Consider the following 24636-nt stretch of genomic DNA (forward strand, 5'->3'; position numbering starts at 1 on the left):
AGGCTGGCGCGGAAGGCTGGCGCGGATGCGCTCGACATCGGCGGGCGAGGCCTGGTCACCGGCGATGATGGCCGCCGGGTCGCCCGGCGCGATATAGAGCAGCGAAAAGACGAACAGCGCCACGAAGGCCATCACAGGGATGGTCGTGAAAATGCGCCTGACAACAAAAGCGAGCATGTTCCACCATTAAGCCACAACCGGTCCAGGCGACCGGCTTGGCAGGCGCCAGGGTCCGAAGGTCCAGCAAAAGAAATCGGTCACAGGCGCCTTCGCTTGCACCACGGCGCTTCAGGTCTTTGCTGCCGCACGGAAATGAGGGCCAAGTCGGCTTCGGCCGCCGCGTCAGCCGGCCGACCGGAGGCTGCCGAGCACCGCATCCTTGAAGGCAAAACGCTCGGCCTTGATATCGATGTCGTAGCTGGCCGCGAACGGAGGCTGAGGCTGGCATGACAGGGTCACGATGACGATGTCGGCCTTGCGGTTCACATACAGCGTCTGCCCGGCGAAACCTGCTGCGACCATGGAACCGTCAGGGTCGATCCACCAGCTGTAGCCATAACCGTCGGCGCCGCAGCTGTTCGTCGACGGATCGACGGCAAAGATGCGCGATCCCGCGTCGTCGAGCCAGTTTTCCGGCAGTATACTCTGACTGCCGATCACGCTGTCGCGAAGCAAGAACAGGCCGAACCGACCAAAATCCCGCAGCGCCATGCCTGCCCGGCTGCCGCCTATCTCCTGGCCACCTTCGGATTCGAGCGTGTAGAACGCATCGAACTCCATGCCAAACCGCGCCCAGATCTTGCTCGACATATAGTCGGCCAGGGTCTGGCCCGTCGCCGACGAGAGTAGAGCTCCGAGAACGTAGGTGTCGCCGGTGTTATATAGGAACTGCGTGCCCGGCGTGTGCAGGCTGTGCACGCTCCTCATCAGTTCCAGAACGCCTCCGGGAACCTTGTCGCCGAGCGACTTGCTGTAGCGGTTCACATGGGAGTTTCGGTCCGTATAGTCCTCATTCCAGTCCATACCGGACGACATGGTGATCAGATCGCGCACGCTGACGGTGTCATAAGCGCTGCCGCGGAGCGCCGGGAGGTAATGCGAGACCGCATCTTCCAGGCTCGCAATGGCGCCGTCCCGCAGTGCCACGCCGACCAGCGTCGATGTCAGCGACTTGATCATCGACATGGACGACCAGCGCAGATGCTCCTCCAGGCCCAGCCCGTAGCGTTCGAGCCGGATTTTGTCGCCCTGCAAGACGAGAAGGCCGGCGACGTTGGCACGATGGATGTAGTCATCGACCCCATATCGTTCTTCGCCCACCTCGTATTCGGGCGCGATCTCGGCTGCCCGGACGAGCGGGAACGCATGAGGTCCGCGCGCGATGGAGCGCGTCGCGAACATGCTGTCGACGTTGCGATAGGCGTAGGCCTGCCACGTTGGCGAAAGCAGGAGGAAATCCTCGCCTCTCGGGACGTAGCGACGCGGCTCTGCCTTGCTTTGGCTCATGTCCGGCGCACCCCGTAGAACAGCGGCAGGCCCTTCTGCACGCCCGTCAGATTGCTGCGGTAAGCCGTCTGCTGGTAGTAAAGGCCGGTCGGCGCGTAGGGCACCGCCTCATAGGCCACCCGCTGGATTTCGGCGCAGATCGCAGCCTGGGCCTTTTCGTCCGCGGCCCGGAACCAGTCCATGCGCAGCTCCTCCAGGCGCGGGATATCGGACCATCCGAAGATCGCGGAAGTGCCGCTCCCGCGCAGGAAGTTGTTGCTCGACGGGTTGAGCAGGCCGACGCCGGCCGTGAAGGTGCCCACCATATGCCAGCCGCCCTTGTCGGGGGCCTGCCGGTTATTGGCGCGGGCCAGCACCGTGCCCCAATCCATCAACTGCATGTCGATGTTGAAGCCGGCCTGCTTCAGCGCGTCCGTCACAACCTCGCCCTGGGCCTTGATCGACGCAACGTCACCCGGCACCAGGAAGACCAGAGGCTCGCCTTTGTAGCCGCCCTCCTTCAACAGGCGCTGCACGAGCTCCCGATCCGGCGGTTCCTTCTGCGCAGCAGGACTAACGGGACTGGCCATCGGCGTGTGGGGCTGGAAATACCCGACCTTGTCCCGCCAGTGCTTGGAGTCCTCGCCGATGACGGCGGTCATGACGTCCTTCTGGCTGATGGCCGCCAGCGCGGCCTGCCGGATGCGCGCATTGCTCGTCGGCCCCTGCAGGAAATTGAAGCGGATGACGCCGGCCGAACCGAAGGTGTCGATCAGGTCGAGCTTGACGTTGCCCTTGGCCGACAGCAGGTCCCAGTAATCGGAGGCAGGCTGTTCCCACCAGTCGATCTCTCCCGTCTGCAGGGCCGAGGCCGCAGTGGCGACATCCGGCATGACCACCCACTCGACCCTGTCGAAATGGGCGACCTTGGGGCCGGCCAGCGCGCTCGTCTGCCCGCTTTGGCGCGGTACGTAGTCCGCAAATTTCTCATAGACGAGACGGCTGCCCGGCACCCTCTCTCCGGCGACGAAACGATAGGGACCGCTGCCGGTCATCTCCGTCACCTGGACGGTCGCCTCCGTCAGGGCCAGCCGCTCCGGCATGATGACGGCATTGTTGGTCCCGAATTTTCCCAAAGCGTCCGGCAGCATCGGGAAAGGAGCTTTCAACCGAAAACGCACGGCCCGGTCCGAGACGGCCGAAAGTTCGTCTGTGAGCGCCGCCAGAACCTGGCCGACATTGTCGCGCTTCCACCATCTCTTCACGCTAGCGACGACATCGCGGGCGAGGACCGGCGAACCGTCGTGGAAACGCAAGCCTTCCCGCAGAGTGAGCGTCCACTGCCGCCCGTCCTGCTCCACAAGGTGGCCCTCGATCATCTGCGGCTGGGCGCGATTGTGCTCGTCGGCTCCGTACAGTGTGTCGAAGATCAACATCGCGTGGTTTCGCGTGACGTAGGACACGCTCATGATCGGGTCGAGGATCGCCACGTCGGATTGCGGCGCGAATTTCAGGACCGAAGCGCCCTGGGCTCGCGCGATGGACGGCATGCACAAAGCTGTTGTCATGCCGGCGAGGAATGCGCGTCTTGTGGCCATTTCGTTCCCTGTTTGCGTTTGTTTTCGTTTTTTCAGCGCCCGTCATCCGCCAAGCGACGCGGTTCCGGCAGATCGAGATCGAGCAATGCGGAACTGAGGCCCTTGCCATGGGCGTCGAGCGCCAGAGAGCGCGTGACGCCGCCGCCCAAGGCGCCGCGCATGACGAAGTTCAGGGCGCATAGGGTGGGTAGTTCGTAGCGCGTGACAGGACCGGTCGCGATCCCGCGGAAACGTTCGGCTACGAGCGCGGCCGTAACGTGCTCGGCGATGAAGGGGTAGTCGCGTTCGTCGAAGGCGATGACGGAGATGGTTGCGACGTTGCCCTTGTCGCCGGTCCGGGAATGCGCAATCTGGCGAAGCTTCATGACGTCAGGCCTCGAAGAAGCTGAGCTGGGTCGACACCATGGTTTTGGGCACCAGCGCCGATGCGATCGCTACGATGGGTCTGACCGACTTCCAGCACCCGCCACCTCCGGCCGGGCCGTTTGTGTAGAGCGCCTCGACCTCGTCTCCGATCGCCTTCGCATCATCCGCGGCTTCGGTGCGCGCGGCGACACGGATGCGGACCTCGTAAGGTTCGCTCCGGCGCGAGAGCTCGGCGCCGTGCAATGCGTCGACACCGATCAGATCGAAGCGCGCTTCCGTCATGGGGGTACCGCAGAGCGCCAGGCGTTCGCGTACGATATCGAGCGCCAGGCGAGCACGTTCGACCGCACCGCTGCCTGCGTAGGAAATCTGCCCCTCGCCGACAAAACCATCCCGATAGCCGATGGAGACCTTGAGAGAGCCGGGGCTGGGCTCTCCGCTTCCGCCTTCGACGGCCACGCGGTCCCGCCCCGCGCAGCGTACGCGCACATGCGAGAAATCCGCGACGACGTCAGGCTGGAGATAGCGCGCCGGGTCCTCGATCTCGTAGAGCAGTTGCTCCTTCACCGTGGCGGTTGTCACTGCTCCACCCGCCGTGTCGAGCTTCGTCACAATAAGGTCGCCGCTCTCACCGACCTCCCCGATCGGAAATCCCAGACGTGCCAGATTGGGGACATCCTTGACTCCGGGGTCGGCGAAATAGCCGCCGGTGATCTGTCCCGCGCATTCGAGCAGATGGCCGGCGAGAACCCCCTTGCCGAGCTTCTCCCAATCGTCCGCCGCCCAGCCGAATGCATGGATCAAAGGGCCTAGGAACAGGGCGGGATCGGCTGCGCGGCCCGTCACCACGACATCCGCCCCCGCGGCCAGAGCCTCGGCAATCGGGTGCCCGCCGATATAAGCGTTGGCCGAGATCACGCGATCACCAAGGTCGGACAGCGCGCCGCCCTCCAGGAGTGCGGTATCCCTGCGACGGATCGTTTCGAGGATGTCGTCGCCGGTGACCGCCGCAACCTTGAGGCCGGACAATCCCTGCCGCCGGGCCACATCGCGGACGAGCTCCGCGGCCGCCAGCGGATTGGCGGCCCCCATATTGGTCACGATCCGCGTACCCGCCTCCTGGCACGGCCGAAGCACGGCCAGCATGCGTCGCTCGAKCAGAGGATCGTAACCCTTGGACGCATCGGCGAGCCGCGCCTGTTGGGCCAGAGCGATTGTCCTCTCGGCGAGGCATTCGAACACGAGGTAGTCCAGGCGCCCATGCCGGGCGAGCTCGAGGGCGGGCTCGATGCGATCCCCCGCGAAACCTGCCCCTGCACCAATTCTGATCGTTCTCATGTCGCGCAGGCTGCGGGCAGCACAGCGATTAATCAATTGAAATAATTCAATTGCTCAAATAGCTTTTTACTATGGATCTCAGCCTGCGTCAGATCAAAGCGTTCGTGGCCGTCGCACGGCTGAGCAGTTTCACGCGCGCCGCGGCGTTGCTGCATGTCGCCCAGCCAACATTGACGGTGCAGATCCGGAAACTCGAAGAGACGCTGACGGTCCGGCTCTTTGACCGAACTTCGCGTTCCGTCACCCTGACCCAGGCGGGGCGGGACTTGCTGCCTGTCCTGGGACGATTGGTCCAAGAGCTGGACGGCATCGTCGGCGACGTACGAAGCCAGGGCACCGACTACCAGGGGCTCGTGAAGATCGCCGCGCTGCCGACCGCTGCCGCTGGCCTTTTGCCAAAAGCCATCAAATCCTTTCGCRCCGCTCATCCCGGGGCCGATTTCCGCATAAGGGATGTCATCGCACGCCGCATCCTGTCCTTGGTGGACGCAGAGGAAGTCGACCTTGGAATAACCGGCGGTCCGACGAACATGGCTGACGTCGACGTGCTGCTGGCTCTCGAGGACAGCATGCATGTCGTCTTCCCGCTCGCCCACCCGCTTGCTGAGGCGCAAACGATAACGCCCGACCTATTGCTTCGTTATCCGCTGATCATGATGCATCCCGATACCAGCGTCCGGGCGGTGGTCGAGGCGGGCTTCCACGCAGCCGGTCTGATCCCGACAGCGGCTGGAGAAGCGACCTACATGATGACTGCTGCCGGCATGGTGCACGCGGGCCTGGGCATCACCTTCCTGCCCTCATCCGCAAAGGAGATCGAAGCCTTCCCGACCCTATCCTCGCGCCCGATAGAAGCAGCAGGCTTCGTCAGGCCTATCAGCCTCGTTAAGAAGAGCGGGCGTCCGCTGCCGAGACTTCCTGCGATGTTCGTCAGCCACTTGCGCGAGACGATCGTTGTATCGACTTCGTGAGAGTACCGTGACCAACTACTACCTAGCGCCAATAGCGGAACCTAGTTCGCTGCCCGAAAGCGGACCTTCCGATCTCGATGTTCAAGGCGCTGATCCTTCAGGCGCAGCATAATCTGAGCGACGCGGGGACCGCCTGTCCTGGATGCGTTGCCTGCACTCGATCTTGGCGCTCCGACGCCCGACGAGAACACGATCCGGCACTTCCGCAACAGACTGGCTGAACCGGCACGCTGCGGCGGGCGATGAAGGCCTCCGACTGGCAACTGCAGAAGAAGGGCTACATCCCGATGTCGGGTCAGATCGTCGATGCCTTCCTCGTGCCCGCACCCAAGCAGCGGAACACGGAGCGGAGAAGGAGGCGATCAAGCCTGGCAAGACTGCCCAGGAGATCTGGCCCGATCAACCCAGCAAGGCGGCGCAGAAGGACGTCGATGCGCGCTGGACGCTCAAGATCGGCGGCAAGAATCTGGTACGGCCCGACGGCACGCCCTTGCGCAGATCGCCTTGCCAGCCTTCGGCTATAAAACCCATATCACGATCCACCGTCGTTTCGGCTTCATCCGGGAGAGCGCGGTGACCTCGGCAGCGCATGCCGATGGGCGGATGCTATCGCGCCTGCCGACGCGATGCTTCGCGCCTGGTGGCGACGCAGAACACCGCCTGCGAGGTCTGGGCCGACAGCGCCTACCGATCACAGGGGAAGAAAAGCTCTGCGGCGAAGATGCTGGTCAGCCGAGTCCATCGCCGCAACCGCCCGGACGGCCGATGCCGCAGCATGTCGCGCGCGCCAATGCCGGCAAGTCGGCGATACGGCCTGCGGTCGAGCACGTCGTCGCCCATCAGAAGCGAGTTCACGCTGAGCCTTCTCTGGGAACGGGTCGGCCTAACGGCTCTGCTCAACCATGGGCATCGATTGCGAAGAATGCGACCAGTGCGGCGATTGCCAAGCGCCCGCGCCGACGCAGCAGGCAAGACAAGAATCCGCAAATTCAGGAATGGATTGCTTGTCTCGACGCAAGGATCGATGTTTGCCGTTGTGATAGCCTCGTCGGACAATCAGTCAAATTTAAGATTTAATCACAGCAGCTTAAGCCGATTATCAAAGTCCCTCTCCCACCAACTTTCTCGCGAAGCTTGGGCTCACGGTCGATCTTTCGAAATCCCGTATGTCTGCGGCAGCATCGCAGCCCTGCGTGCCGGTCAGGCGGCCAGGATGGCCCTGATCTGGCGCCAGCTCTCTGCATCGGGCGCGCAGAGCAAGCCGGTGGATGGCCGTCCCGCGCGATAGACGCTGCCGTCAAGCATCCGGGCATGCCCACCGGCCTCGCTGAAAAGCAGTGCGCCCGGCGCGTGATCCCAGGGATTCAGGACACCGTAGAGCAGGAAATCGCAACGCCCTCCGGCCGCGAGCCGGTATTCCTGCCCGCAGCAACGCAGCGACGAAACATTCGCGAAGGCCGGGAATCGCCCGGGAAGCGCGTTGCGGAGCAGTTCGGGAAAATACTGCCAGCTGACCATGCCGCTCATCGCCGCTGGCGTTGCCGCCTTGCCGACGCGCAGGTCGCGAGCTTCGCCACCACATCCGCGCAGCCAGGCACCTTCCCCCCGCAGGGCGAGCGCGCTGTCGGCGAGGATGGGGTCGTGGATCACAGCCGCCACGGTTTCGCCCTTGACGGTGGCGGCTGCCATGACGGCGAAAAGCGGCAAGTCGGAGGCATAGTTCAGCGTGCCGTCGATCGGATCGATCACGAAGGCGAGCTCAGCATCCGCCAATTGGCTCAGCACCGCCGGATCACGCGTCGCCGCCTCCTCGCCGACCAGCAGCGCGCCGGGAAACGCCCGCTCGAGCTCGGCATAGATGAAGCGCTCCGCCGCTTCGTCGGCTTCCGTCACGAGATCGCCTGGCGCGGACTTTGCGCGGACATCCCCCTGCGCCAGCTTGCGGAAGCGCGGCATGACCTCGCGGCGCGCGGCCTCAATGAGAATGCTGTCGAGCCTGTCGTGGTCCTGCCGCGTGAAGATCATCACAGTACCGCCTGCCCGCGCTCAGCCGGCATCGAACGCGACCAGGATCGGCTGATGATCCGAGGCGCGCGTCTCGACGTCGCAGACGATGCTGCGGGCTCGGGCGGCCAGATCGGGCGTCGCCAGCACATAGTCGAGGCAGCCCGGCGGACCAAAGGTCTGGTCGACGATGAAGGCGGTAGGCGGCGGCGGGGCCTCCCCCATCAGCGCCGGCCAGAGATCGGCAAGCGTTGGCGTTTCGCTATCGAAGGGGGCCATCAGCCGCGCCAGTGACGGATCGTCGGGCCGCATGTTGAGATCGCCGGTCAGGATCGCGCTCGCCGTGTTCGGCGTCGGCGCATAGGTGTGCTGCCCAGGCGCTCGCGGCGTGCGTGCACGGGCTGCCGCCATGCGATGAGCCTCGCGGATGCCCTCGACCTGTGCCGCGCGCAGCGCAGGCGAGGAATATTCGAGATGCGTCGTCATCACCCGCACCGACCCGAACGGCGCCACGACGACCGCCTCGACCAGCACGCGCGGCATGTTGCTCGTCGCCGCCGCCTCCCAGGGCAGGAGGTGGCGCAGTGCCTGCGCGACGGGGTAGCGACTCAGGATCAGGTTGCCGAAGCGCTTGCGCCCGCCCTTGCCGTCATCGACATCAACCCCGATGCCCTCGATCGCAGTGAAGCCCGGCAGGAGTTGCGAAAACAGCGCGAACTGGTCCGTCGTATCGTTGCCATCGAGATCGGGGAAATTGGCCGCGACCTCCTGTAGGCAGAGCACGTCGAAATCCGCCATCGCGCGGGCGTGTTCGATGATCCGGCGCGGATCGACGACATCGTCCGTCCCCCGCGCCCATTGGATGTTCCAGGTGATCAACTTCATCTGATCAGCTTCGCCCGATGCCTTATTTGATCCCTGCGCGCATAAAGCTCTGCACGAACTGACGCTGGAACAGCAGGAAGCCGACGAGCAGAGGCGCCGAGGTCATCAGGGTCGCAGCGCAGATCACCGCCCAGTCGATGCCCTGATCGCTTGACGAGAACACTTGCAGGCCGACGGTCAGCGGCCGTGATTCGACCGAATTCGTGACCAGCAGCGGCCAGAGGAAGTTGTTCCAGTGGTAGCTGACCGAGACCAGCCCATAGGCGATATAGGTCGGCTTCGCGAGCGGAACATAGACCTTGATCAGCACCTGCAGCGGGCTCGCGCCCTCGACGCGAGCGGCATCGTCGAGCTCCTTGGGTACGGTCTTGAACGTCTGCCTGAGCAGAAAGATGCCGAAGGCCGAGGCGATGTAGGGCAGCGCGATCGCGGGAATGGTGTCGATCAGGTTGACTTTGGCGAGCGTGCGGTAGTTCTCGACGATCAGCGCATCCGGCATGATCATCAGCTGGGCCAGGATCAGCGCGAAGGCAACGTCGCGCCCCCAGAAATCCTGCCGCGCTAGCGCATAAGCCGCGAGCGTCCCCAGCACAAGCTGGAAGGCGAGGATCATCGTCACCAGGATGAAGGTGTTGAGGAAATAGCGGGCGAAGGGCGCCGCCGCCCAGGCGCGGGCGAAATTGTCCAGCGTCAGCGGCGCGGTGAGAACGAAGCGCGTCGTATATTCGGCCGGGTGGAAGGCGGCCCAGACTGCATAGGCCAGCGGCAGGACCCAGAGCAGCGCGAGCAGGATCGCCCCGGTCGATTCCAGCGTCAGCGAGAGACCCTTCGGAGCGTAGGGGTCGGTGCGCGCCGCATGCGCGGCCGGCTGCGCGACGGGAGCGCTCATCGATAATGCGTCCTGCGCTCGAGGATGCCGTATTGGACGAAGGCGACGAGCGCGAGCAGCGCCAGCAGCACACAGGTCAGCGTCGCCGCATAGGCCGTATCCCAGAAGCTGAAGCCGACCTGATAGATGTAGAACAGCAAAAGCGTGGTCGCGTTGTCGGGCCCGCCGCGCGTCATGACGAAGATATGGTCGACCATGCGGAAGGCGTTGATCACGGCGTTGATCAGCACGAACAGCGTCGTCGGCATCAGCAGCGGGAACTGGATCCGCCGAAAGTAAGTCCAGCGCGAGGCACCCTCAATCGCGGCCGCCTCGCCCAGGCTCGGCGGCAGGGCCTGGAGCGCCGCGAGGTAGAAGATCATGAAGAAGCCGGCTTCCTTCCAGATCGCCACTATGGTGATGGCGGAAAGCGCCGTGTCCTGGGAACCCAGCCAGTTGGTGTTGCGCCCGCCGAAGAATCCGACGATCTGTTCCAGCAGCCCGTATTGCGGGGTGAAGAAGAACAGCCAGATATTGGCCACCGCGATCATCGGCAGGATCGTCGGCGTGAAGAAAGCCATTCGCACCCAGGTCCGCCCGACGATCTTGTCGTTGACCCAGACCGCCATCAGCAGTGCGAGCGCGATCGAGGCCGGAATCGTGCCGAGCGCGAACCAGAGATTGTTCGACATCGCCTTCCAGAAGATCGGGTCGGCGAGCATCTGCTCGTAGTTGTCGAGGCCGACGAAGCGCGCCGGGCGGCGCGCCTTGGCTGTCGAATGGAAGCTCTCGATCAGGCTCGCGACCGCCGGCCAATGCGTGAAGAGCACAAGGCAGGCCATGGCAGGCAGCAAAAGCAGCCAGCCGTGGACCGTGGCGGTCGCGCGGTTGTTCATCGCCAAAAGGTCTTGACCTCAGCGATACGGCTTCAGGATGCGCTCGGCCTCGGCCTGCGCGTCCTCCATCGCCTTCTGCGGCGCCTTGGTGCCGGTCAGCACCGCCTGCAACCCATCGTTCAGCGCCTTGGTGACGCGCTGGTTCTCATGGGTCGAGAGCTCGGCCACGGCATTGGGCAGTTGGTCGCGCGCCACCAGCGCCTGCGGGAAATCGGCGACGTATTTCTTCATCGCCTCCGTCTCGTAGGAGGCGGGTGTCACCGCCACATAGCCGGTTTCGATGCTCCATTGGGCCGCGCGCTCCGGCGTCGTGATCCAGCGCACGAACTTGACGGCGGCTTCCTGCTCGGCGGGCGTGGCCTTCTTGGACAGGTAGAAATTGCCGCCGCCCGTCGGACTGCCGAAGCGTTTGCCGGCCGGCAGCAGCCCGACGCCGAAGGGAAACTTGGCGTTGGCGCGCACATTGGTCAGGTTGCCGGTGGTGGTCCACATCATCGCGACCTTCTTCTCGAAGAAGTCCTTCGGCGTGGTGCCCCATTCGACGATGCCGGTCGGGTGCACCTTGTACTTCTGCGCGAGGTCGACCCAGTATTGCAGCGCCTCGACGACACCCGGATTGGCGAAGTCGGTCTTGTCGCCGGCGGCATTGGCGAGGATCGCGCCGGCCTGCGTCGAGAGGCCCTGGAACAGCCAGTAGGGGAAGCCTGAGGACGGGATCTGGATGCCCCATTGCGTGACATTGCCGGCAGCGTCGCGCTTGGTCAGCTTCTGCGCGAATTCGACCTGCTCGGCCCAGTTCTTCGGGGGCTTGTCGGGGTCGAGCCCGGCCTCCTTGAACAGCTCCTTGTTCCAGTACAGCACCACCGTCGAGCGCTGGAACGGAATGCCCCAGGTCTTGCCGCCGGACTGGCTGTTTTCCATGAAACCGGGGAAGAATGAGCCGAGCCACTTCTTGTCGTCGTCGCTCTTGATGAAGCTGTCGAAGGGCACGACGGCCTCTTCGTCGATTAGCGTGAACATGTCGGTCGAGAGCAGCACCGAGAGCACCGGCGGGGTGCCGCTCTTATGCGCGGTCAGCGCCTTGACGATGGTCTCCTGATAGGTGCCGGCATAGATCGGCTTGACCTTGATCGAGGGATTTTCCTTCTCGAAGCCGGCGGCATAGGCATCGATCAGCTTGGTGATCGGCCCGCCGACCGCGACCGGGTAGAAAAAGGAGATCTCCGTTGCCTGCTGCGCGAGGGCAAGGCCCGGCAGGGCCAGAGATCCCGCGAGCGCGGCAGCGCCGCCCAACACTTCACGCCTGTCCATTTTGTAGTCCTCCCCTGTGAGATGGCTCGCGCCCGACCCTTGTAAGCAGGTCCTAACCCCGAACCACTTTGCGCTCGGACGCCTGGTCGAACCAGTGCAGTCCCGATTGTGACAATGTGATGCAGACCTTTTCGCCCGGCTTCGTCCGCACCTTGCCGGGGCGCCGGACGATGAAGCCATGCCCGCCGATGCGGGTTTCAACCAGCGTATCGGCACCGAGATATTCCACCGCGACCACATCGGCCGCGATGCCGCTGTCGCCGAGTTCGGTCATCTCGGGGCGGATGCCGACGGCAAGCTTGGCCGGGTCGAGGCCCGGCGGCGGCGTCAACTGCCCCACACTACCGGCCGCCACAATGGCCGACAGCGGCACGACATTCATCGGCGGCGTTCCCACGAAGCGCGCGACGAAGATGCTCGCCGGATTCTCGTAGATCTCGTCGGGCGGCGCATCCTGTTCGATGCGGCCGTTGCGCATCAGCACGACCTGGTCGGCCATGGTCATCGCCTCGACCTGGTCATGCGTGACATAGACCATGGTGATCCCCAGCCGCTGTTGGAGCTCGCGAATCTCGCGGCGCATCTCGACCCGAAGCTGCGCATCCAGATTCGAAAGCGGCTCGTCCATCAGGCAGACGGGAGCCTCGGCGACTATCGCGCGCCCGAGCGCGACGCGTTGCTGCTGCCCACCCGACAGTTGTGAAGGCTTGCGGTCGAGCAGACCACCCAGCCCGAGAATATCGGCGGCCCGCGCCAGCCGCGCATCGCGCTCGGCGCGCGGGACCTTCCGCACCTGCAATCCGAAGGCGATGTTCTCCGCGACCGACAGATGCGGAAACAGCGCGTAGTTCTGGAACACCATCGCGATGCCGCGCTTCGATGGCTGGGCGTAGGTGACATCGCGCCCGCCGATCATGATCGCGCCGCTGCTGGTGTCCTCTAGCCCGGCGATCAGGCGTAGCGTCGTCGACTTTCCACAGCCGGACGGCCCCAGCAGCGCGACGAGCTTGCCGCCCTCCACGGCGAAGCTGACCTCGTCGACCGCGGCAGCGCCGCCCCAGGTTTTCGAAACGGCTTTCAGCTCAACAGAAACCATGCGCTATCCGGTTTGCCGCACCAAATGCCATCTTGGAGCCGGCACATGATCTGCTGTTCCCTCTTGACCAGGAGCATGAGGCCAAAACGCGCCAATGCACAAGGGCATGCCTATGCTCGGAAAGTAGCACGGCGGAGCTCCCGGACTGGGGTTTTACGTCAGAACTTTAACCCTCGTAGCGAGCAAAGCCCCACCCGCCGCCGCTGGTGTGCCGCCGGCCGATGCGCGCTTCGTTGCGCATTTCGATCGCTGATCAAAGGGTAACTTGCCTCCTGACCTTCACGAACCGACGCGTCGCTCAGTCCTGACAAGTCAACCAGCGGCGTGTCGTGCCCGGGGGTGAAGCTCAAGCTCATGTGCGTCGGCACGCCCGAAGACTGGCAGCCTTTCTCGAACCCTAGCAGCGACGTGGCACATACATTTCCGCAGCCACGTGCTCACTTTCGGATAGGTGTGATCTGGTGTGCACTCGTAAGCTACCGGCGGAAATGGGCCGCGACGGCGGTTGGAAGCGGGGCTACGTCATCGCCGACGCCGATGGTTCCGCTTACGACAATGCGGGCTGTGATGCCGCCGAGTCCCCGCACTGCATTGTATCCGCCTACCCCCAAGATTTCTTCCATGCGACAGCACGGATGACACTCTCCGGTCGTTTCCAAGACAGTGGAACCGATCTTGAATCGCTTCTCCTTGAGTGCGAGCAGATTGATGCCGCAGGTTACGACGTTGCGCCGCAAATCCTCGGGAAAAATTTGCGGGCGCCCGATGTGGCTCGCGATCGCGGCGAGGTGTTCGGCCTGAACCAAGGTCACTTGCCGCGCGCCTGCGGCCCGGACGTAGCGATCACCAATGATACCCTGCACCAGATCAAGATCCGCGCTTTGTACAGGAAGCATTGGCTCTCGGCGGCGCGGCCGGAGGCCAATCCAAATAACCTGCCCCGGTTTCACCGGGGCGTTCAAGAGTTGGGAAAGGGCAGACGAGGGATTGAGAGCCATAACGTCACGCCGAGCAAGCGAGTATCTGCCTCGCGTTTCTGGCGAGGAGCCGACGACGCTTCCGAATGGTGCCACTTCGCTTTCTCAAGGGACAATCCTTGTCGCTGTTCGAGATCGCTGACCACCAATTCATTCTTAGCACAAGCTGCTCAGCTCAAGACAGGCGGGCGCCAGTTGCCGACGTTCCAAGGCCGCCGGAAGGCGGAACTCAGCCAACTGCAGGGCTCAGCAGACTAAGCGAACGCAACATAGGTGAATACCGGCTTCCAACTTCAGAAGCTGATCCTGATCTGAGCGCTTCCGCCGAGGCGTCTGGTGTTGGCGGAGAGCTCGCTGTCGAGGCGGACGCCAAGGGTGACCCGCTCACCGAGTCTGGCATTGAGCCCGGCCGCGAGCAGAGCGGCGTTGGTGGCGGGCCTCGTGCCTTGTGTCACGAAGCTCGCTCCGGGCAGCGCGATCAGGCCTGCGGTGATCTCAGCATCCCGCTGGAAGCCGCGCCCAGGAGGCGCGATCTATCAATCCTTGTCGATCTTGCCTAGAAGTATCGCCCTTGTGGGCGTCAGCCCAGTCGCGGATCTCTGACGTGAGACGACTGAACTCCTGGCCCCTTCGGACCCCTCAAGTCCGTCGCTTAGCGCCGCCGCGCGCGAGGGCCGCACGATACTCGTCCTGTCATTGGACTGCTCCGACATCATGTGAGCTCAACCGGCCCCGCCGATTGTTCATCGAGCAATTCGGCCGCCGCCCGAATGAGCGCTTCCGGAGGCGTCATGTCTTCCTGCAGATGCCATTCGACAAAATCGCGGCCCTTACCGGATCGCTCCGCGAGGAGCGCAACCCAATCGCGTTCCGGGTTAGCGGAGGAACGCCTTCAGCCTGACCGGTTCGCAGTGAGTGATCCCGTCGGAGGAGTCGGTCGACTTCGAGAAGGCCGAAAGCGGGGCGTCAAGCCGAAGGCGGTGGTGGAGTTGCAGGGGCCTTGTTTAGGAGAGTTGCTCTTCACCACTCAGCCTCGCGCCGAGTGGTGAATTGATTCTGACAAGAAGGCATCGGCGAGTTGCAGGGATAGCACCTAACCGAACGTCGACGACCGGTCATGGCTCCCAACAGCATATGTTGAAGTGCCCGGTGCGCCGCCCACATTTGCCTGAGGTGCGAGCGCTTTCCGATCGAGTTTTGTCGCAACGAAAAGGGATAGCGGATTGATCGCGCCGCTGTACCGTCTGAGTGCCGACGAAGCTAGGGCCGACGGCGCGAAGACCCCAGCATCGCAGCGACGGCGGCCCTGGCGTTCCAGAGGCATGATCTCGCGCTTCAAAAGCTCGCCCTAATTGCCTACATAAACTCGGAAATACTTTGTAGCCTATGGCGCCACCCTCTGATGTGGACAATGGCTACGGTGTTCCTTCCTGATAGCAGCCGGCTGACCGAGCGAGGCTACGGACGTGTTGCGCACGTTCGCCGCCCGTTGGGGCGGCGAACGAAATTGGCCCCATTTCGGACTCTGGGAGCGTCTGCTGTCGGGCATCTTGGATTGGAGGCAGGCCGGCAATGATGTAGACATATTGCGAAAGGTTGTGCGGCTTGACCGCCCGCCCGGCGGAAAGGTCGCTTCCGAATTCGAGGGAGAACCTTCGATGCTGCGCTCGACCTTGATGGCCTCGTTGATGCTTGCGGCCCTGTCCCATCCAGCCAAGGCGGCCGGCGAGCCCGCCGCGGGTGAGAAGGTCTTTCAAAAATGCCGTGCCTGCCACCAGATCGGGGAAACGGCGAAGAACGCCGTCGGGCCGAGATTGAACGGCCTCCTCGGTCGGCCGGCGGGATCGATCGAGGGCTACAGTTATTCGGCCGCCAATAAGAGCTCCGGCATCGTGTGGGACGAGCCCACGTTCCGGGATTACATCAAGGCGCCGCAGGTAAAGATCCCAAGCACCAAGATGGTGTTCCCGGGCCTAAAAACCGATCAGGAAATCGACGACATCGTTGCCTTCCTCAAGCAATTTGACGCTGACGGAAAGAAAAAATAGCCTTATCGGCGCTTGAAGCAGCCGTGACGACTCCGGGCTGCGATATCGGATCGATTGACAACTCCCGCGAGCAGGACGACAACATGAGGCGACTATGGGCTGGAGGCTTGAGTGTCCTGCGGCCTGGCTGAGAGCTTATGCGTCAGATGCGACGCGTGGTCGTCCAAGCGAACCATAGGTTCGGCGATGGCGAACAGGAAGCAAAACTTGCAGCCCGACGGTGCGTTCGCTCGAGCCCGCGCCCCACGGCAGTCATGTGCCTTCCCTAATGTTGTTGTCCTCGTCCGTTTTAAGCTGACGGCCCGATTCACCTCGGGCCGCAACACCGTTCTCATGTCGAAAGTGAGCGCGTTTACGTAGCGCCGCGGCGCGTTACTCATGCTGCGGCATTGCCTGATTCCTGTTCGTTGCCGCCCTCGGCAAGGATGAAAAGGGATGGGTATCGCGGTCGTCCTAGCTCTGGTCGTGATCGGCTCAGTGGTGTTCCACTTCCTGAGTCCGTGGTGGTGGACGCCGATCGCCTCCAACTGGGGCTATATCGACGATACCATCATCATCACGTTCTGGATTACCGGCGCCGTCTTTGCGGCTGTCGTGCTGTTCATGGCCTATTGCACCTTCCGCTTTCGCCACCGCGAGGGCAGCCGCGCCGCCTATGAGCCCGAGAACAAGAGGCTCGAATGGTGGCTCGCGATCGGCACCGGCGTCGGCGTCGCCGCCATGCTCGCGCCCGGCCTCATCGTCTGGCACCAGTTCGTCACGGTTCCGAAGGACGCCACCATGGTCGAGGTCATCGGCCAGCAGTGGCAATGGGCCTACCGGCTGCCGGGCGCCGATGGCAAACTCGGCGCCTCCGATGTCGCCCATATCACCCCGGAGAACCCGCTGGGCGTCGATCCGAAAGACCCGCACGGGCAGGACGACGTCGTCATCCAGGGTGACAACCTCCATCTCCAGCTCGGCAAGCCGGTGAAGATGCTGCTGCGCGCGGTGGATGTCGTGCACGATTTCTACGTGCCGGAGTTCCGCGCCAAGATGGACATGATCCCAGGCAGCGTCACCTATTACTGGTTCACGCCGACGCTGGCCGGCACTTTCGACGTGCTTTGCGCCGAGCTCTGCGGCACCGGCCACACCTTCATGCGCGGCAATGTCGTGGTCGAGCTGGAGGGCAAGTACCAGACTTGGCTGCAGCAGCAGAAAACCTTCGCCCAGCTTCAGGCGCCCGCCAGGGCGGAGGCGAAGAACTAGGGTTAGATGCGGGGCGAACCCCGGAACGGGACTTCGCCCCCGCGAGGAGTGGAGATGGTCCGATGGTCGACGTAATGCACGGCGCCCCTGAACCGCTACCGGCGGCCGAAGTCGACGATGTCGAACTCTATCACCCGCATAGCTGGATGACGAAGTACGTCTTCTCGCAGGATGCGAAGATCATCGCCATCCAATATTCCATGGTGGCACTGTCGATCGGCCTTGTCGCCCTGGTCCTGTCCTGGCTGATACGGCTGCAGCTCGGCTTCCCGGGGACATTCTCTTTCATCGACCCGGATCGCTACTACCAGTTCATCACCATGCATGGGATGATCATGGTGATCTACTTGCTGACCGCCCTGTTCCTCGGCGGCTTCGGCAACTATCTCATTCCGCTGATGCTCGGCGCGCGGGACATGGTGTTCCCCTATTTGAACATGCTGAGCTTCTGGATCTACCTGCTCGCCGTGCTGGTTCTCGTCACCGGCTTCTTCGTGCCGGGCGGCCCGACTGGCGCGGGATGGACCCTCTATCCGCCGCAAGCGATCCTGGCCAACACGCCCGGCCAGCAATGGGGCATCGTCGTGTTGCTCGTCTCGCTCATCCTCTTCATCATCGGTTTCACGATGGGCGGGCTGAACTATGTCGTGACCATCCTGCAAGGGCGCGCCCGGGGCATGACGCTGATGCGCATGCCACTGACGATCTGGGGCATCTTCACGGCGACCGTCATGGCGCTGCTCGCCTTTCCCGCACTCTTCGTCGGCGCCGTGATGATGCTGCTCGACCGGCTGATCGGCACGAGCTTCTTCATGCCGGCCATCGTCGCGATGGGCGAGCGGCTGGCTTATAAGGGCGGCAGCCCGATCCTGTTCCAGCACCTGTTCTGGTTCTTCGGGCATCCGGAGGTCTACATCGTCGCGCTGCCGGCCTTCGGCATCGTCTCCGATCTGATCAGCACCCATGCGCGCAAGAACATCTTCGGCTACCGCATGATGGTGTGGGCGCTAGTGGCAATCGGCGCGCTCAGCTTCGTCGTCTGGGCGCACCACATGTACGTCAGCGGGATGCACCCCGCCTTCGGGTTCTTCTTCGCCACCACGACACTGATCATTGCGATCCCGACCGCGATCAAGGTCTATAACTGGGTGCTGACGCTCTGGCGCGGCGACATCCATTTCACAGTGCCGATGCTGTTCGCCCTCGGCTTCATCGTCACCTTCGTCAATGGCGGGCTCACCGGCCTGTTTCTCGGCAATGTCGTCGTCGACGTGCCGCTCTCCGATACGATGTTCGTCGTCGCCCATTTCCACATGGTGATGGGCGTCGCGCCGATCCTCGTGATCTTCGGCGCGATCTACCATTGGTATCCGAAGGTCACCGGGCGGATGCTCGATGACGCGCTCGGGAAGCTGCATTTCTGGATCACCTTCCTCGGGGCCTACCTGATTTTCTTCCCGATGCACTATATCGGGCTGATGGGCGTGCCGCGCCGCTATCACGAGATCGGCGAGATGGCCTTCATCCCGCCTTCGGTGGGGACGCTGAACGCCTTCATCACGATCGTCGCCCTGATCGTCGGCGCCGCCCAGCTCGTCTTCCTGTTCAACCTCGTCTGGAGCGTCAGGCACGGCCGGCCGGCCGGCGGCAATCCCTGGCGCGCGACCACGCTGGAATGGCAGACGCCGACGACGCCGCCGCCGCACGGCAATTGGGGCAAGACCCTGCCGGTGGTCTACCGCTGGGCCTATGATTACAGCGTGCCTGGCGCCGCGCAGGATTTCCTGCCGCAGAACCAGCCGCCGACCCCGCTGACCGCGTGAGGAGAGGCGCGATGGGCGTGGTCCTCGTCTTCATGGTCATCGTGGCAGCCTTCGCTGGCTGGTGGCTCTCGCGTCAACGCCTGGCTTCCAAGCCCTGGCTCGAGGTCGGAGTTATCGGCGATGCCGCGGAGCCGTCTTCGCCGGCGACGGCGAAGCTCGGCCTCGGCGCCTTCCTCGTCGTCGCCAGCTCGCTTTTTGCGCTGCTCGTGAGCGCCTACTCGATGCGCATGGGCATGGCGGATTGGCGCGCGCTGCCGATGCCGACCGTGCTCTGGTTCAGCACCGGACTTCTGATCCTCGCGAGCGTCGCGCTTTACATGGCGGTGATCGCCGCGCGCTGCGACGAGCTCGGCCATCTTCGCTCCAGCCTCGTTGCCGCGGGCGTGTGCTCGCTCGCCTTCCTTGCCGCTCAGGTGCTGGCGTGGCGCGAGCTTGCCGCCTCCGGCTATTTCACGGCGGCCAACCCCGCCAGCGCCTTCTTCTACCTGGTCACGGCGATTCATGGCGCGCATATGCTGGGCGGGCTCGTGGCGCTTTGCCGGACTTCCGCCGGAGTGTTCGCCGCACCGAAGGACATCGCCCCGAAGACGATGGGCGAGCTGACCCTCAGCGTCGAGCTCTGTGCCATCTACTGGCATTTCCTGCTGCTGGTCTGGCTCGTCCTGTTCAGCCTGCTGATGCGCTGGACGGACGATCTCATCGAGATCTGCCGCGGATTGCTGAGTTAGCGAGGAGAGGCCGATGAATGAGGTCGCGCCCACCACCCTGAATGCCAAGGTCGGTCGCGCCCCCGGCTGGCAGGGCATCGTGGCGGACTGGTCGTCCGATCAGCGGGCCTTCAAGAACGTCTCATGGGGGAAGGCCATGATGTGGATCTTCCTGCTCAGCGACACCTTCATCTTCGGCACGTTCCTCATCTCCTACATGACAGTGAGGATGTCGACGACCGTGCCCTGGCCCAATCCGAGCGAGGTCTTCGCTCTTGAGATCGCCGGCCACCACCTTCCGCTGATCCTGATCGCGATCATGACCTTCGTCCTGATCAGTAGTAGCGGCACGATGGCGATGGCGGTCAATTTCGGCTATCGCCGCGACCGTAGGAAGACGGCGATCCTGATGCTGGTGACCGCCGTGCTCGGCGCGACCTTCGTCGGCATGCAGGCCTTCGAATGGTCGAAGCTGATCTCGGAAGGCGTCCGCCCCTGGGGTAATCCCTGGGGCGCGGAGCAGTTCGGCTCCAGCTTCTTCATGATCACCGGCTTCCACGGCACCCATGTCACGATCGGCGTGATCTTCCTGATCATCATCGCCCGTAAGGTCTGGCGCGGCGATTTCGACCAGGAGCGGTGCGGGTTCTTCACCAGCCGGAAGGGACGCTACGAGATCGTCGAGATCACCGGGCTCTATTGGCACTTCGTCGATCTCGTCTGGGTGTTCATCTTCGCGCTGTTCTATCTCTGGTGAGTGGTCGACATGGCACAGGCCGCAGCTCATACCGACGCACAACAGCATCCGATCAGGCTTTATCTCGTGGTCTGGGCCTGGCTTTTCATCCTCAGCGCCTGCTCTTACCTGGTCGATTACTTCGGTCTCGTCGGCTATCTCAGATGGTCGCTGATCCTGATCTTCATGGCGCTCAAGGCCGGGCTGATCGTCGCCGTCTTCATGCACATGGCCTGGGAGCGACTGGCGCTGAGCTATGCGATCCTCGTCCCGCCGCTGGTTTTGTTGGTCTTCGTCGGAATCATGGTCTTCGAATCGAACTACACGCTCTTCACCCGGCTGGCGTTCTTCGTGGCCGGTTCATGACGGGCGGTCTGGAGGCTCGGTCACCATGGATGCCGCAGCCGGATGGCGCACCAGCCCACCAGGCTGTGTTTCAGTAGAGGGAGGCGCTCATGAGAACCTACTGCTTGTTCCAAGCGGTGAACTCCCGTGACCTACGCGGCTTCACCGAGGAGCCCACCGGCGCCAGCTTGCCTCCGGATCTTGGGCCGTGGACCCTCGTGCGGGAGATCCGACCCGACGCGGAATGGACCCCGAAAGTCAGCAGGGCGGTYGTTGCGGCCGGCATCATCGAGAATGGCTTCTATCTCTGGGGGCCGGTCGAGCGGCCAGCGGCAGCGCACCTGTTCATCGAAAGTGATCGCGTCGCAGGGACCGCCGTATTCGACCGCAAGTACGATCAGATCGGCACCATCAAGCGCTTGTTGATTGAGAAGGTCAGTGGTCGCGTATTCTTCGTCGATGTGACGTTTGGAGGATTTCTCGGCATTGGCAGCCACCACGTTACGATCCCATGGGAAAAGCTCGTCTACGACAAGGAGCTCGAGGGCTATCGCACCGACATCACCGAGGCCCAGGTCCGAGGCGCCGCGACCCTCTATGGGGACGGAAGAGTTTCACCAGACCAAAAACGTCAGCAGGAAATGAGGGACTATTGGAACGACCTTCCCCAATGACACGCCATTTTCCGACGACTTATCGCCAACGGGTAATTGTTGCGAATACGGTCTGAAGTAGAGGCGAGGATACGCTTCTGTCTCATTGACAGACACGGCGCGTCTAGGGTCTCTTTTCTCAACCGAAGCTCGCTACTATGTCGGGATACTGGAGCGTTTCAATCGCTGGGGGAACCGAAATCGTCGGTCTTCCGCCGATTGAGGCCTCCGATTCAGGTTTGCTGTGAAGGCCCGCTTTCAGGCGAGGACCCAGAGTCCGCTGGCGCCCGGCTGATACTGAGCTGTTCCGCCAAGAACGTTCCTTTTCGGTTGCGGCCGGTCTTTCAGCGCGCCGAACAGCTCATACGGCGTCACCGCTGGATGTGTGACCCACATCACATTCAATTCCCCCGAGGTGCGTATCCATAGCGCTGGATTGAACCCCGGAGCGTGCCACATGCCCCCCACTTTCGATCACAAACTTGCGCTATTCCATCGCAATACCATTCAACAAATGCGGAGCATTGGGCTATCGGCTTATCTTCTAAGAGAAGATGGCAGCGTCATACGCTTTAAGCCTGATGGACAAAGAGAATACATCGTTTCGGGATCAATTTTCGCCGCAAGATTGACTTCGGAAGCGCACGCGCTGGCGCAAACCTGAAGACTAAACATTGCAGATGACGCAGCTCCGAGTTCGATCGGCAATTGTGGCGTATCCAAGACTTCGACCACACCTTGCCGCGACGCAGGCCAACAACGCCATTCATCGCAACCGACCGGGGGACCCCGCCATGCGCAAGGCCACCATCCTGCTCTATGGCCTTCTGTCATACGCTTTCTTCTTCGCAACCTTTGTCTATGCGGTCGGCTTCGTCGGCGCACTTTTCGTGCCGAAGGGGATCGATGACGGACCGGCTACGCCGATCGTGCAGGCTGTCGTCATTAACCTCGCATTGCTGTCGCTTTTCGCGATCCAGCATAGCGTAATGGCTCGCCCTTGGTTCAAGCGCCGGTGGGGCGGTTGGATCGATCCAGCGCTTGAGCGGCCAACCTATGTCCTGCTCGCGACGGCTGCCCTTGCGCTCTTGATGTGGCAGTGGCGGCCTTTGCCGCAACTCGTTTGGAGCGTGACGGATACGAGGCTGTCGGCCGCTCTCACCGCGCTGTCCTTGTTCGGCTGGCTGCTCGTACTGCTTTCGACCTTCATGATCAGCCATTTCGAGTTGTTCGGGCTGAAGCAGGTGTTCATGCGGTTCTCCGGGCGCGGCATGCCCGCTGCCGAGTTCCGCACGCCGGGCCTCTACAAGCTTGTTCGGCATCCGATCTACCTCGGATTCATCATTGCCTTTTGGGCGACGCCCGTCATGAGCCAGGGTCATCTCCTCTTCGCGGCAGTCACGACCGCCTACATCCTGATCGGCATCATGCTGGAGGAGCGTGATCTGATTGCGCTCTTCGGCGACGACTACCGGCGTTACCGCGAGCGTGTCTCCATGCTTCTGCCGTTTTCGCGAAGAGGCGCCGTACGGCGCAGCAGTGTTCCATCAGCACCCGCACATGATGCGGGGCAAGAATGGCCGCGCTGACTGTAGATGCTCGCGCAGCTGGCTGGTCGTCGGCTCAGCCGCCCTCATGCTGGCTTGGTGATGAAGGATGGTTGCCTTGGGTCGGACTGGCCTTGGCTAAGCGGCCGGGGGCGTAACCGACATCGGTGGCCTTGAAGCGAGGCCGACGACGATGACGACAGAAGCCATCAGGCAGCTCACGACGATCAACGCCGTCGACAGCGAGACTGCGGTCATGACCGCGCTGGCGATGATGACACCGGTCGCGTTGGCGGTGCGGAGCAGCGCGAAGACCTCGGGCCGCTTTTTTGGCGGAGCAAGCGTGTCGAGGATCAGCGAGTAGTAGGTTCCCAACGGCGCGAGCACTGCACCGACCAGGATAGCCCCCGCCACGGTCACCGCCATTGATAGCTGAAGTGCGACGACGATGGCGCCAACCGTCATGACCGTCAGCTGGATCAGGACGGCACGCCGGCTCGCGATGCGATTTCTGACGCTGACCCAGATGCCGCCGGCCACCGACGCGACGCAAAGCGGGACGGTGAACAGGATTGCAAGAGCCGGGGCATAGCCAAATTGCAGGGCAAGCCCGACCGCGCCGATCTCCAGAGCTGCCACTGTCGAGCCGCCCGCCGCAGCGCACATCAGCCAGAGCAGGATCGACGGCGTAAGGACGGAGGCGTCCGGCGCGTGCACGTCTTCGGTCGGCGCCGATGGGGCGGTTGGAACGAGCAAAGCGGGAATGGCGCCCAAGCAGGACAAAGCGACGACGGCAAACGCGGGAGAAACCGTGCCGAGCCCGGAGGCGAGCACCGGTGCGAGAACGAACGTCACCTCGTTCAGCGTCGAAGAAATGCCCAGCGCCCGGGGCAATTTACCTGCCGGAGCAAGCTCGCTCAGCACGGCTCGCAGATATCCGAAGGCCGCGCCTGTCACCGCTCCTGCCAGAGCCGAGAATGCGACCAGCCAGATGAAGGGCGCAGCGTAATGCGTCATCAAGGCCACGGTCCCGAGCGCGACAGCCCGGAACAGAACGAGCGCTCGCAAATACGTTGTTGGGGCGAGGCTCCGACCCGCCCTCGTGAGGGGGATCGCGCCCAACACCTGGGCGAGCGTGAAGGCGAGGATCATCGCCGCGCCGCCGCTTGTGTCGCCCGTCAGCGCCAGCGCGACGAGGGCGAACGCGACCGGTCCCGCCGCCTGAGGTACAGCGAATGTCGCGGACGATACATACCAGCGAAACAGCGCCGCCGTACCTGATGTCGTGGAAGTCGCCATAGCCAACGCCAAAAGTAAGGGCCGGGCCGTTCCCGGACATTGCTAATCCCGTTTTGGGATCGAGGCCGTTACCTCGCGGCGCGTACTCGGCGATGTTCAATGCCCTGTCAACGCTCGCCAAGCTCCGATAGCCTGCTGCGGTTCCCGCGACGGTGGCTCGATGTCTGCTTTACGCAGTGGGTTGAACGTCTGCAAATGGCGGCGGGCTCAACTGATCGCCGCAACACACTCGGCGAACCTCTCGGCTGGGGTTTGATAGAGCAAGGTCTTTCTGGGCCGTTCGTTGAGCTGACGGGCGATGGCGCTGAGCTGGGCCTGGCTTTGCAGGGACAGGTCGGTTCCGTGGGGAAGATACTGGCGCAGGAGCCGGTTGGTGTTCTCGTTCGAGCCACGTTGCCAGGGTGACCTGGGATCGCAGAAGTAGACCTCGAC

The 24636-nt window shown here is 63.1% G+C and carries 24 protein-coding genes and 1 pseudogene; 10 read left to right on the forward strand and 15 right to left on the reverse strand.

What is annotated here, in order from left to right:
* The 5 genes and pseudogenes from AC1DVA_RS22655 to AC1DVA_RS22675 form a co-directional block, all read right to left on the reverse strand.
* Positions 1-177, reverse strand: a pseudogene (locus AC1DVA_RS22655) (ABC transporter permease); the annotation flags it as partial.
* 165 nt (positions 178-342) lie between these two features.
* Complete coding sequence (locus tag AC1DVA_RS22660; protein WP_265054392.1) at positions 343-1506, reverse strand: serine hydrolase domain-containing protein; 1164 nt, start codon at positions 1504-1506, stop codon at positions 343-345.
* Entirely contained in the window at positions 1503-3083 is a 1581-nt protein-coding gene (locus AC1DVA_RS22665; protein WP_476807362.1) for an ABC transporter substrate-binding protein, read from the reverse strand. Before AC1DVA_RS22665 ends, AC1DVA_RS22660 begins: the two co-directional genes overlap by 4 nt.
* Before the next feature lie 32 nt (positions 3084-3115).
* Positions 3116-3448: an AtuA-related protein gene (locus AC1DVA_RS22670; RefSeq protein WP_476807363.1), complete on the reverse strand. Its 333-nt coding sequence runs from the start codon at positions 3446-3448 to the stop codon at positions 3116-3118.
* A gap of 4 nt (positions 3449-3452) precedes the next feature.
* Complete coding sequence (locus AC1DVA_RS22675; protein WP_476807369.1) at positions 3453-4787, reverse strand: acyclic terpene utilization AtuA family protein; 1335 nt, start codon at positions 4785-4787, stop codon at positions 3453-3455.
* 71 nt (positions 4788-4858) lie between these two features.
* On the opposite strand from AC1DVA_RS22675, the gene AC1DVA_RS22680 reads away from it, so the two are divergent.
* Positions 4859-5758 carry a LysR family transcriptional regulator gene (locus AC1DVA_RS22680; RefSeq protein WP_476807364.1) on the forward strand — a complete coding sequence of 300 codons (900 nt, stop codon included), beginning with the start codon at positions 4859-4861 and terminating at the stop codon, positions 5756-5758.
* A 504-nt stretch (positions 5759-6262) separates the two neighbouring features.
* Positions 6263-6835: a hypothetical protein gene (locus AC1DVA_RS22685; RefSeq protein ID WP_265054397.1), complete on the forward strand. Its 573-nt coding sequence runs from the start codon at positions 6263-6265 to the stop codon at positions 6833-6835.
* 123 nt (positions 6836-6958) lie between these two features.
* Here AC1DVA_RS22685 and AC1DVA_RS22690 read toward each other — a convergent pair whose 3' ends face one another.
* The 8 genes from AC1DVA_RS22690 to AC1DVA_RS22725 all read right to left on the reverse strand — a co-directional run bounded on the left by AC1DVA_RS22690 (position 6959) and on the right by AC1DVA_RS22725 (position 14250).
* Positions 6959-7783 carry an inositol monophosphatase family protein gene (locus AC1DVA_RS22690; RefSeq protein ID WP_265054398.1) on the reverse strand — a complete coding sequence of 275 codons (825 nt, stop codon included), beginning with the start codon at positions 7781-7783 and terminating at the stop codon, positions 6959-6961.
* 21 nt (positions 7784-7804) lie between these two features.
* Complete coding sequence (locus AC1DVA_RS22695; protein WP_265054399.1) at positions 7805-8647, reverse strand: endonuclease/exonuclease/phosphatase family protein; 843 nt, start codon at positions 8645-8647, stop codon at positions 7805-7807.
* A gap of 22 nt (positions 8648-8669) precedes the next feature.
* On the reverse strand, positions 8670-9536 hold the full coding sequence (locus tag AC1DVA_RS22700; RefSeq protein WP_265054400.1) for a carbohydrate ABC transporter permease: 867 nt from the start codon (positions 9534-9536) through the stop codon (positions 8670-8672).
* Positions 9533-10411 (reverse strand): carbohydrate ABC transporter permease, encoded by an 879-nt coding sequence (locus AC1DVA_RS22705; RefSeq protein WP_265054401.1) that lies wholly within the window; start codon positions 10409-10411, stop codon positions 9533-9535. Before AC1DVA_RS22705 ends, AC1DVA_RS22700 begins: the two co-directional genes overlap by 4 nt.
* A gap of 18 nt (positions 10412-10429) precedes the next feature.
* Entirely contained in the window at positions 10430-11722 is a 1293-nt protein-coding gene (locus AC1DVA_RS22710) for an ABC transporter substrate-binding protein (RefSeq protein ID WP_265054402.1), read from the reverse strand.
* 52 nt (positions 11723-11774) lie between these two features.
* Positions 11775-12818, reverse strand: coding sequence for an ABC transporter ATP-binding protein (locus AC1DVA_RS22715; protein WP_476807365.1), 1044 nt, complete (start codon positions 12816-12818; stop codon positions 11775-11777).
* A gap of 476 nt (positions 12819-13294) precedes the next feature.
* On the reverse strand, positions 13295-13816 hold the full coding sequence (locus tag AC1DVA_RS22720) for an MOSC domain-containing protein (RefSeq protein ID WP_476807366.1): 522 nt from the start codon (positions 13814-13816) through the stop codon (positions 13295-13297).
* Between the two features lie 272 nt (positions 13817-14088).
* Entirely contained in the window at positions 14089-14250 is a 162-nt protein-coding gene (locus AC1DVA_RS22725; RefSeq protein ID WP_320109567.1) for a hypothetical protein, read from the reverse strand.
* A 1203-nt stretch (positions 14251-15453) separates the two neighbouring features.
* Here AC1DVA_RS22725 and AC1DVA_RS22730 point away from each other — a divergent pair.
* From AC1DVA_RS22730 to mddA, 8 genes are all read left to right on the forward strand, one after another.
* Complete coding sequence (locus AC1DVA_RS22730; RefSeq protein WP_265054886.1) at positions 15454-15843, forward strand: c-type cytochrome; 390 nt, start codon at positions 15454-15456, stop codon at positions 15841-15843.
* A 435-nt stretch (positions 15844-16278) separates the two neighbouring features.
* Positions 16279-17094 carry a cytochrome c oxidase subunit II gene (locus tag AC1DVA_RS22735; RefSeq protein WP_265054405.1) on the forward strand — a complete coding sequence of 272 codons (816 nt, stop codon included), beginning with the start codon at positions 16279-16281 and terminating at the stop codon, positions 17092-17094.
* Positions 17095-17156: 62 nt separating this feature from the next.
* On the forward strand, positions 17157-18917 hold the full coding sequence (gene ctaD, locus AC1DVA_RS22740) for a cytochrome c oxidase subunit I (protein WP_476807367.1): 1761 nt from the start codon (positions 17157-17159) through the stop codon (positions 18915-18917).
* Positions 18918-18928: 11 nt separating this feature from the next.
* Positions 18929-19645 carry a cytochrome c oxidase subunit 3 family protein gene (locus AC1DVA_RS22745; RefSeq protein ID WP_265054407.1) on the forward strand — a complete coding sequence of 239 codons (717 nt, stop codon included), beginning with the start codon at positions 18929-18931 and terminating at the stop codon, positions 19643-19645.
* A gap of 13 nt (positions 19646-19658) precedes the next feature.
* Positions 19659-20381, forward strand: a complete 723-nt coding sequence (locus AC1DVA_RS22750) for a heme-copper oxidase subunit III family protein (RefSeq protein WP_476807368.1) — start codon at positions 19659-19661, stop codon at positions 20379-20381.
* Between the two features lie 9 nt (positions 20382-20390).
* Positions 20391-20726, forward strand: coding sequence for a cytochrome C oxidase subunit IV family protein (locus AC1DVA_RS22755; protein ID WP_265054409.1), 336 nt, complete (start codon positions 20391-20393; stop codon positions 20724-20726).
* 89 nt (positions 20727-20815) lie between these two features.
* A complete protein-coding gene (locus AC1DVA_RS22760) occupies positions 20816-21379 on the forward strand; it encodes a PRC-barrel domain-containing protein (protein ID WP_265054410.1) in 564 nt (187 codons plus the stop codon).
* A 773-nt stretch (positions 21380-22152) separates the two neighbouring features.
* A complete protein-coding gene (gene mddA, locus AC1DVA_RS22765) occupies positions 22153-22947 on the forward strand; it encodes a methanethiol S-methyltransferase (protein WP_265054411.1) in 795 nt (264 codons plus the stop codon).
* A 96-nt stretch (positions 22948-23043) separates the two neighbouring features.
* On the opposite strand, the gene AC1DVA_RS22770 is transcribed toward mddA, so the two are convergent.
* The gene (locus tag AC1DVA_RS22770; protein ID WP_265054412.1) at positions 23044-24204 is read right to left on the reverse strand and encodes an MFS transporter; all 1161 of its coding nucleotides are present in this window, start codon (positions 24202-24204) and stop codon (positions 23044-23046) included.
* Between the two features lie 207 nt (positions 24205-24411).
* A partial coding sequence (locus AC1DVA_RS22775; RefSeq protein WP_476806010.1) for an IS30 family transposase occupies positions 24412-24636 on the reverse strand: 225 nt, incomplete at its 5' end.

This window comes from Allobosea sp. P4_C6 (assembly GCF_056402015.1).